The 16,355-nt window shown below is 65.3% G+C and carries 14 protein-coding genes and 1 pseudogene; 3 read left to right on the forward strand and 12 right to left on the reverse strand.

The features are described 5' to 3' along the window. The 4 genes and pseudogenes from ACIQ09_RS18140 to ACIQ09_RS18155 all read right to left on the reverse strand — a co-directional run. Positions 1-1,952: RND family transporter (locus tag ACIQ09_RS18140; RefSeq protein WP_398313129.1), on the reverse strand; the 1,952-nt coding region annotated here is incomplete at its 3' end. Beyond that, positions 1,949-3,067, reverse strand: a complete 1,119-nt coding sequence (locus tag ACIQ09_RS18145) for a WD40/YVTN/BNR-like repeat-containing protein (protein ID WP_398313131.1) — start codon at positions 3,065-3,067, stop codon at positions 1,949-1,951. The genes ACIQ09_RS18145 and ACIQ09_RS18140, both read right to left, overlap by 4 nt. Before the next feature lie 161 nt (positions 3,068-3,228). Then, the gene (locus ACIQ09_RS18150) at positions 3,229-4,581 is read right to left on the reverse strand and encodes a DUF1329 domain-containing protein (protein WP_398313133.1); all 1,353 of its coding nucleotides are present in this window, start codon (positions 4,579-4,581) and stop codon (positions 3,229-3,231) included. A gap of 28 nt (positions 4,582-4,609) precedes the next feature. Beyond that, positions 4,610-6,301, reverse strand: a pseudogene (locus tag ACIQ09_RS18155) (DUF1302 domain-containing protein). A gap of 194 nt (positions 6,302-6,495) precedes the next feature. Between ACIQ09_RS18155 and ACIQ09_RS18160 the strand changes: the two are divergent. Beyond that, positions 6,496-7,407 (forward strand): LysR substrate-binding domain-containing protein, encoded by a 912-nt coding sequence (locus ACIQ09_RS18160; RefSeq protein WP_398313135.1) that lies wholly within the window; start codon positions 6,496-6,498, stop codon positions 7,405-7,407. 74 nt (positions 7,408-7,481) lie between these two features. Here ACIQ09_RS18160 and ACIQ09_RS18165 read toward each other — a convergent pair whose 3' ends face one another. From ACIQ09_RS18165 to ACIQ09_RS18200, 8 genes are all read right to left on the reverse strand, one after another. Continuing rightward, on the reverse strand, positions 7,482-9,446 hold the full coding sequence (locus ACIQ09_RS18165) for a family 2A encapsulin nanocompartment cargo protein cysteine desulfurase (protein WP_398313137.1): 1,965 nt from the start codon (positions 9,444-9,446) through the stop codon (positions 7,482-7,484). Then, positions 9,421-10,350: a family 2A encapsulin nanocompartment shell protein gene (locus ACIQ09_RS18170; RefSeq protein ID WP_398313139.1), complete on the reverse strand. Its 930-nt coding sequence runs from the start codon at positions 10,348-10,350 to the stop codon at positions 9,421-9,423. Before ACIQ09_RS18170 ends, ACIQ09_RS18165 begins: the two co-directional genes overlap by 26 nt. Before the next feature lie 117 nt (positions 10,351-10,467). After that, entirely contained in the window at positions 10,468-10,728 is a 261-nt protein-coding gene (locus tag ACIQ09_RS18175) for a helix-turn-helix domain-containing protein (RefSeq protein ID WP_398313141.1), read from the reverse strand. A gap of 17 nt (positions 10,729-10,745) precedes the next feature. Next, positions 10,746-11,258 carry a rhodanese-like domain-containing protein gene (locus ACIQ09_RS18180; RefSeq protein WP_398313143.1) on the reverse strand — a complete coding sequence of 171 codons (513 nt, stop codon included), beginning with the start codon at positions 11,256-11,258 and terminating at the stop codon, positions 10,746-10,748. Between the two features lie 323 nt (positions 11,259-11,581). Then, the gene (locus ACIQ09_RS18185; RefSeq protein WP_398313145.1) at positions 11,582-12,223 is read right to left on the reverse strand and encodes an energy transducer TonB; all 642 of its coding nucleotides are present in this window, start codon (positions 12,221-12,223) and stop codon (positions 11,582-11,584) included. Beyond that, complete coding sequence (locus ACIQ09_RS18190; protein ID WP_398313147.1) at positions 12,220-12,651, reverse strand: ExbD/TolR family protein; 432 nt, start codon at positions 12,649-12,651, stop codon at positions 12,220-12,222. The genes ACIQ09_RS18185 and ACIQ09_RS18190 overlap by 4 nt, the downstream gene beginning before the upstream one ends. A 9-nt stretch (positions 12,652-12,660) precedes the next feature. Continuing rightward, the gene (locus ACIQ09_RS18195; RefSeq protein WP_398313149.1) at positions 12,661-13,089 is read right to left on the reverse strand and encodes an ExbD/TolR family protein; all 429 of its coding nucleotides are present in this window, start codon (positions 13,087-13,089) and stop codon (positions 12,661-12,663) included. An 18-nt stretch (positions 13,090-13,107) separates the two neighbouring features. Continuing rightward, a complete protein-coding gene (locus ACIQ09_RS18200; RefSeq protein WP_398313151.1) occupies positions 13,108-13,977 on the reverse strand; it encodes a MotA/TolQ/ExbB proton channel family protein in 870 nt (289 codons plus the stop codon). Positions 13,978-14,320: 343 nt separating this feature from the next. On the opposite strand from ACIQ09_RS18200, the gene ACIQ09_RS18205 reads away from it, so the two are divergent. Together ACIQ09_RS18205 and ACIQ09_RS18210 are read left to right on the forward strand one after the other, a co-directional pair. Then, on the forward strand, positions 14,321-15,373 hold the full coding sequence (locus ACIQ09_RS18205) for a sigma-54 interaction domain-containing protein (protein ID WP_398313153.1): 1,053 nt from the start codon (positions 14,321-14,323) through the stop codon (positions 15,371-15,373). A 7-nt stretch (positions 15,374-15,380) separates the two neighbouring features. Then, positions 15,381-15,935 (forward strand): hypothetical protein, encoded by a 555-nt coding sequence (locus ACIQ09_RS18210; RefSeq protein WP_398313155.1) that lies wholly within the window; start codon positions 15,381-15,383, stop codon positions 15,933-15,935. The last annotated feature ends 420 nt before the right edge of the window (positions 15,936-16,355 follow it).

The raw sequence follows: 16,355 nt of genomic DNA on the forward strand, positions 1-16,355 counted from the left end.
ACGATCACCGCCAGATACACCAGGCCCAGCATCTCCACGTTGGCCTTTTTCACCACGATGTTGGTGGCGGCCTCGATGCCGGCGTTGCCGGCGGCGTTGAGGATGCGCAGCTCATCGCTGCCGCGGCGGGCGGCGAAGCCTTCCACCACCTTCACCACGCTGTCCAGGGTGTCGGCCTTGTGGTCCTTGAGGTAGGCATACACCGTGAGCAGGTCGCAGTTCTGGTTGAACATCTCCCGCGGGGCGCGGGTGATGATGGCGTTGAGGTTGTCCTGGGAGCGGGGAATCTCGTACCACTTGAGACTGCCCTCGTTCATGCCGGCGTTGGCCACCTTGGCCAGACCGGCCAGGGAGCTGGTGGCTTCCACGCCCGGGAGCTGCTGCAGCTCGCGCTCCAGGGCATCGACGGTGGTGAGGGTGTTGTAGTGGGCGCAGGCGTACTGGGGGGTCTTCACCATCACGATGTAGACATCGCTGCTGGCGGCGTAGTTGGCGACGATGTAGGCGTTGTCCCGGTTGTAGCGGGAGTCGGGGCGCAGCTCGGGGGCGCCGGGGTCGGTGTCGCCGATCTTGAGCTGGAAGCTCACCACCAGGCCGGCGATGCCCATGGCCGTACCGACCGCCACCGCAATGCTGGCCCACTTGCGCTGGGTGAACAGATCCAGGAAGGCCCAGAAGGGATGCTTGCCGTGGCCGACGTCACCCGCCTCGGCGATCTCGTCGCGCAGGCTGCGCTGGGCCGCCACGGGGCTGACCCCGGTGTAGGACAGCAGGATGGGCAGCAGCACCAGGTTGGTGAAGATCAGCACGGCCACGCCGATGCTGGCGGTGACGGCCAGATCCTGGATCACCTGGATGTCGATCACCATCAGCACCGCGAAGCCCACCGCGTCGGCCAGCAGCGCCGTCATGCCGGCCAGGAAAAGGCGGCGGAAGGTGTAGCGCGCCGCCACCAGCTTGTGGGTGCCACGCCCGATGTCCTGCATGATGCCGTTCATCTTCTGGGCGCCGTGGCTCATGCCGATGGCGAAGACCAGGAAGGGCACCAGCACCGAGTAGGGATCGAGCTCGTAGCCCAGCGTCGGCAACAGGCCAAGCAGCCACAGCACGGCGATCATCGAGCACAGCACCACCAGCAGCGTGCTGCGCCAGCAGCGGGTGTACCAGAACAGCACCGCCGTGCAGATGGCGATGGCGGCGGCGAAGAACAGCAGCACCTGCTGCAGGCCTTCGATCAGGTCGCCCACCACCTTGGCGAAGCCGGTGACGTGGATGGCGATCTTGTCGGACTCGTATTTGGTGCGCAGGGCTTCGATGCGTTGCGAGAGCTCGTGGTAATCGATGCGCGCACCGGTTTCGGCCACCTTGTCCTGCAGCGGCACCAGCACGATGCTGGACTTGTAGTTGGCGGCGACCAGCTGGCCGATCTCGCCGGAGCGCTCCACGTTGAGGCGCACCTGGGCCAGGCTTTCCGGAGAACCGTCGTAGTCGTCGGGCACCACCGGGCCCCCGTCGAGGCCTTCCTCGGTCACGCCGGTCCAGCGCACCGAGGGCGTCCACAAGGACTTCATGTAGGGACGGTCGACGCCGGGGTACAGGAACAGCTCGTCGGAGATCTTCTTCACCGTGTCGAGGTAGTCCGGGTCGAAGATGTCACCGTTCTTGGCTTCGATGGCGATGCGCAGGCTGTTGCCCATGCCGGCCAGCTGGCCGCGGTTTTCGAGGAAGTTGACGATGTACGGGTGCTTCGTCGGGATCATCTTCTCGAAGGCGGCGTTCAGCGACAGACCGAGGGCCTTGTAGCCGAGCACTGCGCTGATCAGCGCGCACAGCACGACGATGACCAGCCGGTTGTTGAACAGCAGGCGCTCGGGGAGCGTGCCGGAGCGGGTGTCAAAATCCGCTATGTCGCGGATCACCACGCCGTCGGGAATGTCGTGAGCGTGGCTCATTGCTTGGCTTCCGCGGTGAGGGTTGCGGGCTCGACGCGGCTCGCGCCGCGGGCTCCGGAGACAATCAGCGCGCCATCGGCGGCCTGCACCATGCCGGTCAGGCCGGTGGGCAGCGCGGTGGCGAGGGGGGCGAAACGGGTGGCGGCGGCATCACCGCGCAGCAGGCGGCCACTCTCGTCGGCAAGCAGCAGGCTACCGTCGGCCAGGCGCAGGCCGGCGCTGAGGGTCACCGGCTGGGCCAGCTCGATGCGGTTCCAGCTGGCGCCAGCATCGGCGCTGCGCCACACGTTGCCGCGCAGGCCGTAGGCCAGCAGCGCACCATCGGCCACTTCGAGGGCGCCGAAGAAGGTGCCGGCATAAGGTGTGGTGAGGCGCTGGAAGCTGGCGCCGCCGTCGGTGGAGCGGATCAGGGTGCCCTGCTCGCCGGCCAGCAGCAGGCGGCCATCAGTCTCGCCCACGGCGTAGAGGTGCTTGCCGCCGGAGTTGGGGATGCGCCCCATCAGCGATTGCCAGGTTTTGCCACCATCCGTGGTGGCCAGGGCCAGCCCATAGGCGCCCACCACCCAGCCCCGCTTGGCGTCGGCAAAATGCAGGCCCAGGAAGGGCTTGTCGGGCCCGTCCTGCACCAGGGCCTCGGCCTCGCGCTGGTGCTTGAGCGCAGCGGGGTCACCGCTGGCGGCCGCGGTCCGGGCAGCCTCGGCGATCAGGGCGGCGGCCTTGACGCCGTCGAGCTGCACCTGCCAGGTGTCGCCGGCGTCGGCGCTGTGCAGCACCACGCCGCTGTGGCCCACGGCCCAGCCCAGGCTGTCGGACACGAAGCGGACCTGGGTGAGGGCCACACTGACCGGCACCTGCCTGGCCTGCCGCCAGCTGCGGCCGTCGTCATCGGAGAGCAGCACCAGGCCACGCTCGCCCACCGACACCAGGCGCTTGCCGGCCCGGGCCACCGAGAGCTGCAGGGAAGTAGCCGCGCGCACATTGGCCTGGGCCGGCTGGGCCAGCAGATCGGGCACGGCACGGTTGGCGTCGCCGACTGCAGCGATGGCCGTGGCCACCGCCACAGCGGCACAGGAGAGGGTCGCGGCGAGGCGGCGACCGGAGAGAAGGGCTTGCATCGTCGAATACCTGAATCCGGGCTACCGAAAAGAAGAACTCGACGCGTGCCAGGAAATCGTAGCGAGCGGTTCGAGTTCGTTTCGAGAAGCGCAGCCGTACATGGGTACGGCGAGCATCGCAGGAGCGAAATCGAGCCGCGCAGTAGATTTATTGGCGCGCGTCAGCGTGCGGCTTCGGCGGCAACGGCGTCGCCGGTGAAGTAGGTTTCCTTCTTGCGCGGCACGATCTTGAAGTCCTCGTCGTTAAGTGCCTGGATGACGCTCATCGTGTTGGCCTGCAGGTTGAACACCGTAGAGGTTTTCATCATCGTGCCCGGCAGCGAAGGCACCACGAAAGGCGTGACCTGGGTGGTGCGCCACAGCTTGCCTTCGGCGTCGAAGCCATCCACCAGACTGATCAGCCAGGTGTCTTCGTCCAGGTAGTACTTGCGCTTGGGCACGGCGTGACGCTTGCCGGCTGCCACGTTGGCTTCGACGACCCACACGCGGTGCTTTTCCCAGCGCACCACGTCCGGGTTGAGGTGATGCTTGCCGATGGCGTCGTCCAGCTTGGCACCGATGAAACCGTTGTTGTTGTACGGAATCAGCATTTCCTTCTTGCCGATGAGCTTCCACTGGAAGCGGTCGAGGGCACCGAAGAAGCCCTGCACTTCGTCGAAGTAGTTGGCACCGGAAGCCACGAAGTCAGGCGTGTCGTAGGACACCGTCGGCGCACGCCGCACGCGGCGCTGACCGACCAGGTATTGCCAGGCCTGGCGCGATTGCTTCATGTCGATGCTGTCGCGGATGACCAGCGATTCGCCGGCCTTGAAGGGCGGCTCCAGGGTGTTGAAGCGCAGGATGGCGTATTCGCCGGACCAGCTTTCGGGGGTCGCGTCCTTGTAGTACTGGGGGTACTGGAAGGCGATCTCGTTGCGGGTGGCCAGGGTCTTGCTGCCATCCGCGTTGCCGACGATGTTCTTGAAACGGTACTCGATGGACTCGGCCTCAAGCCGCATCAGGTAGTTCCACATCACCTCGACGCCTTCCTTGGGGATGGGGAAGGGGGTGCCACCGATACAGCCCTCAAGGGAGTAGCCGCCGTCCTTGGTCTTGCAGCGGGTGGCGTTCTTGTAGACGTTGTCATACACCTCCTGGGGGGCCGCAGCGGTGCGGTGGGAGGGGTACACGTCGAGGCGGAAGCTGTCCGGGTACTTGGCCAGCAGGGCCTTGCTGCCGTCCGACAGCAGGTCGGCGTACTGGGCGGCGTTCTTGGCAGTGATCTGGTAGAGGGGCTTCTCGTCGGCAAAGATCTGGGTGGGGATGACGCCCAGCTTCTTGCCCAGCAGGGCCTTGGTGATGCCGCCGTTCCAGGCCGGGATGCTGCCGTCCTTGTTGGCGGCCTTTTCGCCGCCGAGGGGCGTCAGGGTGGTCTTGAGCTTGGCAGCCTCGTCAGCCGTCACTGCGGCATGGGCAACCTGGCCGCCTGCCAGCGCGGCCATCAGGGCAGCGGCGATGATCGTCGTCTTGGTCATGAGAGTCTCCGGAATGTCTTTGTTCGAATCAGAAAGTGCGCTGGACCGACAGGGACACGAAGTCGCGGTCGCCGTGGAAGTTCTGGTAGGACAGCTCGGGCACGGCCGTGCCGTAGCGCACCACCGAACCTGCCGAACCGAAGTAGTGGGTGTAGTTGAGGCCGGCCTGCCAGGTCTTCTGGTAGTCCGCCTTCACGCCCAGGCTGAAGTTGCCACCCTGCTCCGCCGGAAACAGCGCACCGTTCACCGAGGAGCGCCCGCTGATGCCGTAGGAGAGGCCGATGGGCACCTGCAGATCGACGCCGGGCAGCACCTGGAAGTACTCGGGCTGGAAGATGAACTGCAAGGCGCTGGCGTCCTTGGTGGCCAGGGGGTCGAGCTGGTTGGCGTTGTCGCTGACGGACAGGCGGCGGTTGTAGGCAAACTCGCCCAGGAAGGAGGCACCGTCCCACAGGGCGCTGGCGCCCAGCACGCTGATGGCCGACACGTTGAGGTGCAGCGTCTTGCCCACCGGGAAGGCCGCACGACTCTTGCCGTTGGAGTCGGCGCCGGTGATCACGGCGTTGCCGGAGGCCACCAGGGGCATGTTGTCGCGGAATGACAGCTCGGCGGCCACGTTGGTCTCGCCCACCAGGGTGCTGACGCTGGCGCCCACGGTGCGGATGTTCTCGGCGTATACCATCACGTAGTCGCCCACGCTGCCGGCCTGCACGTTCACGCCGGGGCGGGCGTAGAACTGGGGCATCTTGTCGTGGAACTGGGCGGCGTAGAAGCCGTACTCGGTGTCGCCGGACTTGAGCTTGACCTGGAAGCCCCCCTGGCCGGAGTTGCGCGGCTCGATGTCGCGCCCACGAAAGACCACCGCGCCCGGGCCGAGGATCAGGGATTCACCGCCCACATCCACGAAGTCGGCAAAGCTGAATTAGCTGCCCGCCGCCGGCAGACGCGACTTGCGCCATTCCAGCTGATAGTAGGCGCCCACCGACAGGGTCGGGCTGATCTGAACCTGGGTGGACACCTGCCCCACCGGACGGGCGATCTCCTTGAACTGGGAGTTGGGCACCGACAGGGCCTTGACCAGATCCAGAGGCGTCTGGGCGCCAGCGATGCCGTTGTTGCCGAAGAACAGGCTCTCGCCGTAGAGCTGGGTGAAGCGGCCGCCCTTGACGTTGACGTTGAGATCACCGGGGGTGAGGTTGGCGTAGCCGAAGACGTCCATCAGCTCGGCCTTGCGGCCATGCAGCTGCTCGGTGCCCTTGGTGAATTCACCGGCCGGCACCGAACGGGTATTGACCAGCGCGCCACCCAGGGCGCCCCGGTTGTCGTTGCCGCGGTTATAGACGTCGTCGTACCAGGCGGCGCCGCTGACGCGGAAGCCGAATTCCTTGCGATAGCGGAATTCGAATTCGGAGAGCAGGTCGAGGCGATTGGAGATCAGGCCCTTGCCGAAATTCTGGTCGCCATCGTTGGTGTTGGCCTGGGGGCCGATGGAGTTGTCGGCGACCTTGGGGTCGACGCTGCGCACACGAAAGGCATTGCTGTACTTGACGGTGTTGTCCCAGGACATGCTCACGTCCGGGTTGCCCGAGTCGATCTGGAATGCGGCGGCAGCGCCGCTCGCCAGCACCGCCACCGCGGCGGCAATGGCGGTCACGGCGACCGGCGCGGGGCGCTGGCTGGCACGGCAGGGCGCAGCTTGTCCGCAGAAACGCTTGTTCATGTCTTCCTCCTCTTGCGTGTGTGTCTTGCGTCTTGTTACCCGTCTGGCGAGGGCCTTGCGCCTGGAGCGCAGCGGGTTGAAGCGCAAGTTATCGACTCGGAGGATTACCGTCCAATACCATTATTTCCCCCACTCAATACCTCCAGGGTATGATCAACCCCAGCGCCAGCCGGCGCATGTACCCGGAGATTCCAATGGACTTGCGCCACCTGCGCTATTTCGTTGCCGTGGCGGAGGAAGAGAACATCGGCCGCGCTGCTGCGCGCCTGCACATCTCCCAGCCCCCCCTGACCCGCCAGATCCAGCAGCTGGAGGAGGAGCTGGGTGTCACCCTGTTCATCCGCACCCCGCGGGGCATGGAGCTGACCCAGGCGGGCGAGCTTTTCCTGGAGGAGGCGCGCAACATCCGCGCCCTGGTTGAGCAGGCCACCGAGCGCACCCAGCGGGCCGGTCAGGGCAAGCTCGGGCGGCTTGACGTGGGCATTTTCGGGTCAGCCATCCTGGATGCGATCCCCAAGCTGCTGCTGGCCTTTCGCAACCGCTACCCGGACGTGAAGGTGGTGCTGCACACCCTGACCAAGGGCGAGCAGATCGAGGCCCTGCGCCAGCGCCGCATCACCGTCGGCTTCAACCGCATGCTCGCCCCGCTGGACGACATCGGCGTAGTCCAGGTGACCACAGAAGGCCTGCTGCTGGCCATCCAGGCCGACGACCCGCTGGCCCGCCAGCCGGTGATCCGCTTTGCCGAGCTGCAGCATCATCCGCTGATCCTCTTCCCCACCGGCGCCCGCCCGAGCTTCATCGACAAGGTGATCGGCCTGTGCAGCACCGCTGGCTTCCAGCCGACGATCTCCCAGGAGGTGGGCGACGCGGTGACCGGCGTGGGCCTGGTGGCGAGCGGCTTCGGGGTCTGCATGGTGCCCGACTCGGCCACCACGCTGCAGTTTCCCGGCGTGGTGTACCGGACCCTCACCGACACGCCCCCGAACTTCTTCGTGGACCTGAGCTGCATCTATCGCAAGGACGACCAGTCGCCCCTGCTCGGCGCCTTCCTCGAGACCGTCGAGGAGTTCAAGAAGACCAGCCCGGCGCCATTGCGGGTCTAGGGGGCCACGCAAAAAAAACAGCGCTGCCGGCCGTGAGGCCAGCAGCGCTGCGGGTGGTGCCGGAAGTGCCTGCTTCAGCGGCCGATACGGCCCTTGCCGCGGGCCAGCCGGTGCAGCACGGCCACGAGGGTATCGATCTCCTCGCAGGTGTTGTAGAAGGCCAGCGACGGCCGCACCGTGGCTTCCTGCCCGAAACGACGCAGGATGGGCTGGGCGCAGTGGTGGCCGGAGCGCACCGCAATGCCTTCCTCGTTGAGGGCCTTGCCCACCTCGTCCGGACGGTAGCCGTCGAGGACGAAGGAGCTGACGCTGGCCTTCTCCCTGGCCGTCCCGATCAGCTTGAGGCCGGGCACGGTGAGCAGCGCACGGGTGGTGTACACCAGCAGGTCATGCTCGTAACGGGCGATGTTCTCCATGCCGATCCGTTCCACGTAGTCGATCGCCGCACCCAGCCCCACCGCGTCCGCGATGTTGCCGGTGCCGGCCTCGAAACGGGTCGGGGGGCCGTGGTAGATGGTCTTCTCGAAGGTCACGTCGGCAATCATGTTGCCGCCACCCTGCCAGGGCGGCATGTCCTCGAGGATCGCCCGCTTGCCATACACCGCCCCGATGCCGGTGGGCGCGAACACCTTGTGGCCGGAGAAGATGAAGAAATCGGCGTCGATGTCCTGCACATTGACCCGCATGTGCGACACCGACTGGGCACCATCCACCACCGCCAGCGCACCGGCCTGGTGGGCCATGGCAACGATCTCCTTCACCGGCACCACAGTGCCCAGGGCGTTGGAGACCTGAGTCACCGAGACGATCTTGGTGCGGCTGGTGAGCAGCTTGCGATACTCGTCCAGCAACACCTGGCCGGTGTCATCCACCGGGATCACCTTGAGCTTGGCGCCCTTCGCGGCGGCGAGCTGCTGCCAGGGCACGATGTTGGCGTGGTGTTCGAGGTTGGAGACGATGATCTCGTCGCCCTCGCCCACGTTCTGCCAGCCCCAGGTCTTGGCGACCAGGTTGATGCCTTCGGTGGCCCCGCGCACGAAGATGATCTCCTCCGTGGACGACGCCCCGATGAAGCGCGCCACCTTGCTGCGCGCCCCCTCGTAGGCATCCGTCGCCCGGGCGGCGAGTTCATGGGCGGCCCGGTGGATGTTGGAGTTCTCGTGCTGGTAGAAGTACGCCAGCCGGTCGATCACCGATTGCGGCTTGTGGGTGGTGGCGGCGTTGTCCAGCCAGATCAGCTGCCGGCCATTGACCCGCTCCTGGAGGATCGGAAAATCCCGCCGCACCGCATGCACGTCAAAGGCCGGATGGGCCGATGCCGGTGTGGCCGGCACGCCGGCGTCCCGGTTGTGCACTCCCCCGGTATCGAGGAAGTAGAAATGACCCGGCGCATTGGCAGGCTGGGCAGCCGCCGCGCTGCGGCGATCTCCGCCGAGTTCGGCGAGGATCTGGTGCAGCTCGGCCTCGCCCGGCAGCCCGAAGGACTGGGGCACCACGCGGTTCTCGGCCGTCGGTGCAGCCCCAAGTGCCTGGGGTGCCGACTGGAATGCACCCGCCTCACCCAGGAAGTAATAGGGTGTGGACGGCGCCAGCGGCGGTGCTGAAGCCGGCGGGCTGAAGGTTGGCAGGGCCGCAGCATAGGCCTCCGGCACACCGAGCACCGGCGCACCGGGCCGACCGGCCGCGGCCGCGTGGTCGATGGGCACCGACTCGGCCCGCACGGGCGCCACCGGCGCCGCCGCGGTCAGGGTCGGGCCGACGTTGCCGGGGGGAACGATCTCCGGCGCCGGGGCGCGGGCGCCACCCGGCAGGCTGGATGCCAGCGGGCCGGCAAAGCCCGTCGGCAGCGCGGCGAAGAATTCGCCGGCCAGCCGTGCCAGGGTCAGCTCATCCGGCACACCTGCAGGAACGGCGCCAGCCAGGCCGGCGAGCCCTTCACCGGAAAGCGCCGGTGCACCCCCGGTTTCCTGGCCCCCCGCGGGGGGCGGGCTGGGCACAGCCCAGCCCTGGGGGTCACTTGTAAGTGTCGGGATAGTCATGGTACTTGCCGATCTCCACGTCTTCGAGGACAGCCAGGGCATCGTCGGTCAGCACGGCCAGCGAGCAATACAGGGAAATCAGGTAGGACGAGATGGCGTTGCGGTTGATGCCCATGAAGCGCACCGACAGGCCCGGGGTCTGTTCGCCGGCAAGACCGGGCTGGAACAAACCGACCACGCCCTGGCGCTTCTCGCCGGTGCGCAGCAGGATGATCTTGGTCTTGCCGTCCTCGACGGGCACCTTGTCCGACGGGATCAGCGGAATGCCGCGCCACGTCAGGAACTGGGCGCCGAACAGGCTGACGGTCGGGGGCGGCACGCCGCGACGGGTGCATTCACGGCCGAAGGCAGCGATGGCCAGGGGGTGGGTCAGGAAAAAGCCGGGCTCCTTCCACACGCGGGTCAGCAGGTCATCCAGGTCGTCCGGGGTCGGGGCGCCGGTCAGGGTGGAGAGACGCTGATCGTCATGGACGTTGGCCAGCAGGCCGTAGTCGGGGTTGTTGATCAGTTCGCTTTCCTGACGCTCCTTGATGGTCTCGACGGTGAGACGCAGCTGTTCCTTGATCTGGTCATGGGGGCTGCTGTACAGGTCGGAGACGCGGGTGTGCACGTCGAGGATGGTGGTGACCGCGTTCAGGAAGTACTCGCGGGGTGCCTCGTCGTAGTCAACGAAGGTCTGCGGCAGCTCGGACTCGTCGCGCTGGGAGCAGGCCACGCGCACGTCGCGGGGGTTCTTGACCTTGTTGAGGCGGTAGATACCGGCCTCGACGGGCAGCCACTGGAGCAGGTGCACCAGCCAGCGCGGGGAGATGGTGGAAAGCTGGGGAACAGTCTTGGTGGCATTCGCCAACTGCCGGGCGGCGTTGTCGCCAAGGGCTGTCGGGGCGTCGTGATGGTCGGCCATGGAAACTCCTTATCAAAAAAACGGGAAACGTTATGAATAAAACGAATAACCAAGTGTCGTGCCTGCCTCCCGCCCGTTCAACCGGCTATAGCCGTCACGGGGCGGAAAACCGGCAGATCATTTGATTGGCAGGAGCTCGAAGCGGGAAATGAGGCGGGAGGGGCGCAGGCCCAGGGCCAGCGCGAGCTTGCCCACGGTGCCCAGGGACGGCATGGAGCCGCCCCGTTCTATCTCGCCGATGTAGCCGCGGTTGAGGTCGGCATGCTCGGCGAACTCTTCCTGGGACCAGCCCCGCTCTTCGCGCAGGTGGCGCACCACCAGGCCAAAATGCAGGGCGAGGGCGCCAGGCGCCGGGGAGGAATGGGGAAGATTCGTCATGGGCGACACCTGCCGGGTCAGTCCTGAATCCATGGCAGACCATGGAAACGCCAGCCACCCAGGCCGCCGCGGCGCTGCTCGGCGTCGATCTCGCCTTCGAAGCCCTCGAGGATGTTGAAAGCCTGGGTGAATCCAGCCTTCGCCGCCGCTTCGGCCGCCAGGGCCGAGCGCTTGCCGCTGCGACAGAGGAAGACCACCAGCGCATCCTTCCTGACCTTGGCTTCCAGCTCCTTCACGAAACGCGGGTTGCGATTCATGGACGTGCCGGTGGCCCAGGCCACATGCAGACCGGCGGGCACCTGACCGACGAATTTGCGCTCTTCCGCCGTGCGCACATCCACCAGCACGGCGCGGCCGTCGCTGATCAAGGTCCAGGCATCGCCCGGGGAAATGCCACCGGCGTAGGGCAGGCCTTCGGCGCGGGCGCACTCACGGGCCTGTTCGAGAACGGTTTCGGCGATGTCGGCGCTGCCGGAAGCCGGCGGGACGGGGGCGCTGCCGGAGACGGCGGCAAGACTGGAATCGAGCATTTGGGTTCTCCCGAAATTGTGTGGCCGGCACCCCTGTGTGCGCAGCCGATGGGAGAACGATAGCGAGGGGCTCGTGCCACACGAACCAAGAAGAATTCAGAAGCCTTGCAACCGGCTGGTGATATGCAACGCAGAAATCCTGCATAAGAACCGGGAGAGCGATGACTCTCCCGGTGGGGGTTGAACTGAACCTGATCTCATCCGTTTGACGCGTCGCCTGACAGCGCCTGTAGGGGCGACTTCAGTCGCCCATCCGCACGCCAATCATCGGCATGCCCTTGATCAAAGTCCGCGGGCGACTGAAGTCGCCCCCACCAGAAGCCTCAGCCTGCCTCGAACACGAACTGCTGCACCGCCACGATATCGGCATCGCCGGATACGCACCTGTACTGCAGCATGGCCGAACGCACCGCGGAGTGGAACACTTTCGGACCAGAGAGGATGGTCACTTCCTTCACGATCCCGTCGCGGATCACTGCCTGGGCTCGGATCACGCCACTGACGCCCTCGGCACCTCGGGGCACTTCGGGCCGCACCTGGTTCGGGCAGCTGGCGGCAATGTCCATACGCTGGGGCTTGGGCGGCGCCACCGGCGCGGGCGGGGCCGGCGGTGCGATCACAGCCGGTTCAGGTGGTGGGGTTGGGGTCGACGCGGCAATCACCGGGGCGCTCACCGGGGCCACCACCTCGGGCGGCGGCACATAGGCCGGCGGCGGCGGCGCCTTGACCTTGGGCGCCTGCTCCACCTTCACCACCTTGGGCGGCGGTGGCGGCGGAGGCAGCTTCACCTCCTGGATCACCGCCGCATCCAGCGGCTTCTTGATGACCTTGACGATGTCACGGGCCAGACCGGAAACCAGTGCGTAGCCGATGACGATGTGCAGCCCCACGACAACGACCAGGCCGGTTGCGCTCCGGGACGGGTCCTTGGGCTGGAAATGGTAGTTTGCGGTAATCGTGCTCATTCTATGAATTGCTCGCTGCCAATGACGCCAATCTTGGTGAGCCCCGAGCGCTTGGTTGCCGCCAGGATGCTCGCCACCACTTCATAGCGGGACTGCCGATCAGGACGCAGATGGACCTCGGGCTGTACGGCCAGGTCGGCGACTTCCTTCATCTTCTGCTCCAGGTCGGCACCACTGGCCACCGGCACGCCCTGCCAGTGCACCACGCTCTTCGCGTCCACATCGATCTTCACTACTTCGGGCTTCACGTCGCTGGGGGGCGGCGTGCCGACCGGCAGATTCAGGTTCACCGCGTGTAGCTGGATGGGGATGGTGATGATCAGCATCACCAACAGCACCAGCATCACGTCGATGAGCGGGGTGGTGTTGATGTCCATCATCACCTCGGGATCGCCACTCGCCCCGCTGCTTCCCACGTTCATTGCCATGATTGCTCCTCAACTGCCCCGGGCGGGCGGTTCGGTAATGAAGGCGACCTTGCCGATGCCAGCCAGCTGGCATGCGTACAGGACCTTGCCGACGCCCTCGTACTGGGCGGTCAGGTCGCCACGGATCTGCACCTCGGGCTGCGGCTGCAGCACCGACACCTTCTTCAGCTGATCCACCAGCGCCCGGGTACTCGCCACCTTGGCATCCTGGATGTAGATGGCGTTGGACTTGTCCACCGAGATCACCAGGTTCTCGGGCTTCGACTCGCGAACCTCGATGGTCTCCTTCGGGAGCTCCACCGGCACCGAGGTGGTGACGACGGGAATGGTGATCAGGAAGATGATCAGCAGCACCAGCATCACATCCACGAGGGGCGTGGTGTTGATGGCCGCGATGACTTCGTCGTCTCCCTCGGCGGGAGCTGCGCTGATGGCCATGACTGTTTTCTCCGACGCTCAGGCCTTGGTGGCCGAGGCCAGGATCACGGAGTGCAGGTCGCTGCCGAAGGCGCGGACTTCGTCCAGCACACCCTTGTTGCGACGCACCAGCCAGTTGTAGCCCAACACTGCCGGCACCGCCACAGCCAGGCCGATGGCGGTCATGATCAGGGCCTCACCCACCGGGCCGGCCACCTTGTCGATGGAAGCCTGGCCGGCCACACCGATGGCGGTCAGCGCGTGGTAGATGCCCCACACCGTACCGAACAGACCGACGAAGGGCGCGGTGGAGCCGACCGTTGCCAGGAAGGCCAGCCCCCCTTGCAGACGGCTCTGGATACGTTCGATGGCACGCTGGATGGAGAGGGTCACCCACTCGTTGAAGCCCACATGCTGGAGCAAGCCATCATGCTTCTTGGTGGCCTCGATACCCGCTTCGGCGATGAAGCGGAAGGGGCTGGAGCCTTCCAGGTTCTCGGCCCCCTGCTGCACGGACCCGGCGTTCCAGAACTGGCTGGTGGTCTTCTTGGCCTGACGACCGATCTTCGATTGTTCCAGCAGCTTGACGATGATCACGTACCAACTGCCCACGCTCATGATCAGCAGCAGCAGCAGCACGGTCTTGGCGACGGCATCACTGCCCTTCCACAGGGCCTCGATGCCGTAGGGGTTCTCGACGCTTTCGGTGGCGGCAGCCTTGCCCGCCTGGGCCGATGCGGCGGCGGGGGCGGCCGATGCGGCAGCCGGCGCTTCGGCCGAAGCGGCCACCGGCGGATTCGACTGCGCCATCACGCTTCCGGAAGCGCTCAGACCCGACGCGGCAATCACCACCGTGGCCAGCAGTGCCGAAATGCGGGAGCGGCCCTTCGTTATCTCAATATTGAACATGCTAATTCTCCGGACAGATAATGATTGAATTGACTTGAATAGACGTGCTGGCAATCGAAAATGGCCGCAACCGAATCAAGGCCGGCTGACCGGCACCCTCGAACACCAATACCAGACCCATTGCACAGCCCATGCCAGAATCAATTCATCCTTTTAATTCATCGACTTGAAAAAAGAATCAAAAAAAGGAAAGGACTAATTGCTGAGCTTCACGCAGCTGCCCTGCTGAAATATCAACACTTGTGCTGATGTCACAGCAGATATGGAAATCAGAAATTCTTGGTTTAGAACAGGGGAACAATCTCCTTACAATTCGACCCAATAACTACCCGGCGTCCGAGAAATGAACCATACCCCGCACATCATCACTTTTCCCGACCCCCGGTCGGTATCCCTGTCCATCCGGGCCAGTGCCGTGGTGTTCGCCGACCCGAAATCCCTGCAACTGCTGTCGCTGATCGACCGGGTTGCGCCGAGCAATGCCAACATCCTGATCATCGGCGAAACCGGCACCGGCAAGGAGCTGGTGGCCCGCCAGGTCCACCTCTCAAGCCTGCGGGCGGCCCAGCCCTTCCTGGCGATCAACTGCGGCGCCTTCTCGGAGACCCTGTTCGAGAGCGAACTGTTCGGCTTCGAGAAGGGGGCCTTCACCGGCGCCATCAACTCCAAGGCCGGCTGGTTCGAGGCTGCCAATGGCGGCACCCTGTTTCTCGACGAGATCGGCGATCTGCCCCTACCCATGCAGGTGAAGCTGCTGCGCGTGCTGCAGGAAGGCGAAGTGGTGCGCATTGGCGCCCGCAAGCCGGTGAAGGTGGATGTGCGCCTGATTGCCGCCACCAATGTGGATCTGGAAAAGGCCGTGGCAGAGGGGCGTTTCCGGGAGGATCTGTATTACCGCCTGAAGGTCGTCTCCCTGGAGCTGCCCATCCTGCGCGACCGCCCGCGGGACATCATTCCCCTGGCCCGCCACTTCATCCACAAGTACGCCCATCGCCTGGAGATCGTCGAGCCGACCCTGTCACCCCAGGCCGAGCGTGCGCTGCTCGACTATCTGTGGCCGGGCAACATCCGCGAGCTGGAGAACGTGCTGCACCGGGCCCTGCTGGTCTTTCATGGCAAGCAGATCGAGGTGGACGATCTGCACCTGCTCGGCCCGCAGATCGAACGCAGCCCGCGTGAAACGCCGGAAACCCCGGCAGAGCTGGAAGATTGCTTCACCCGTTACCTGAAGGGGCTCTTCGAGGAGGGGCAGGACGGCATTTTCGATCACATCGTCGATCACACCATTCATACGGCCTACCAGTGGGAGCACCTCAACCAGGTACGCACCGCCCGCCTGCTGGGCATTTCCCGCAACGTGCTGCGCACCCATCTCAAACGCATGCAGCTGATTTAATAAGCCCATGGCCGGAAAATCCTGGGTCGATGCCAATTACCGCTTCATTGCCGCCTACCAGGAGGTCAATGCGCGCATCGCCCAACGCCAGCAGGCGCTTGCCCTCTATGTCACGCTGGTGGTCAGCATCCTGGCGGCGCTAGTGGCCCTCAAGCCGGGCGCGGCGGCCGGACCCATGCCCGTCGAATGGCTGATCCTCGGCTTTCCGGTGGCCTCCACCTGCCTGGCCTTCCTCAATTTCAAGGCGGAACGGGCCATCACCAACCTGCGCCGCTTCCTGTCGGCCCTGGAACGCCTGGAGCGTGACAACCACGGCCTGCCCAGCTACAACACAGACCCCCACTGGGCCACCGGCGCCAACAAAGCCCGGCGCTTCCACGACTTTGCCGCCGCCGTACTGGTGGCCGGCGGCAATGGCATCGGGCTGGCGGCGGGGTGGCGCATCTACCCCGAACGGATTGCCGCCAATCCCTTCATCCTGTGGCTGGCCATTGGCTGCAGCGCGGCATCGCTGCTGGCCCTGCTATTGAGCCCGAAATGGAGTTTCCGTCCGGAAGCCTGATGCGCCCCGGCTGTTGCCAGGCCAACAGTCGGGCAACAGCAATGCTGCAATGACAACCCGGCGGCGGGCGCCCGATTGTTGCGGCGCACCAGGTGCAATTCATTTCGTATTCACCGAAATGCGTCGCGAGCCATTTCAATTCAAGCGTTTGGCCCCTTATTCCCATTTCGGAATATCTATCCGGTAATTCGGATAAGGCTGCGGCACGAAACCTGCCTCTATAGGGAATCAGGGCTCGACTTTCCGGTACCGGAAACGCCCCCCGGAACTGCCCTATAACCACTTCGACTCCCGGGCGCCTCGAAAAACCTCAGCTCGCCCACCCTTGGTAAAATTACATCGTCCTGAACCCTGCTGCAGCTTATCGCGATGAAACAGCGTAGTGCCATCAAGACGGACCTGTTTGCCGACGAACACCAC

Origin of the sequence: Zoogloea sp. (assembly GCF_044344315.1) — a bacterium.
Classification (GTDB): domain Bacteria; phylum Pseudomonadota; class Gammaproteobacteria; order Burkholderiales; family Rhodocyclaceae; genus Zoogloea.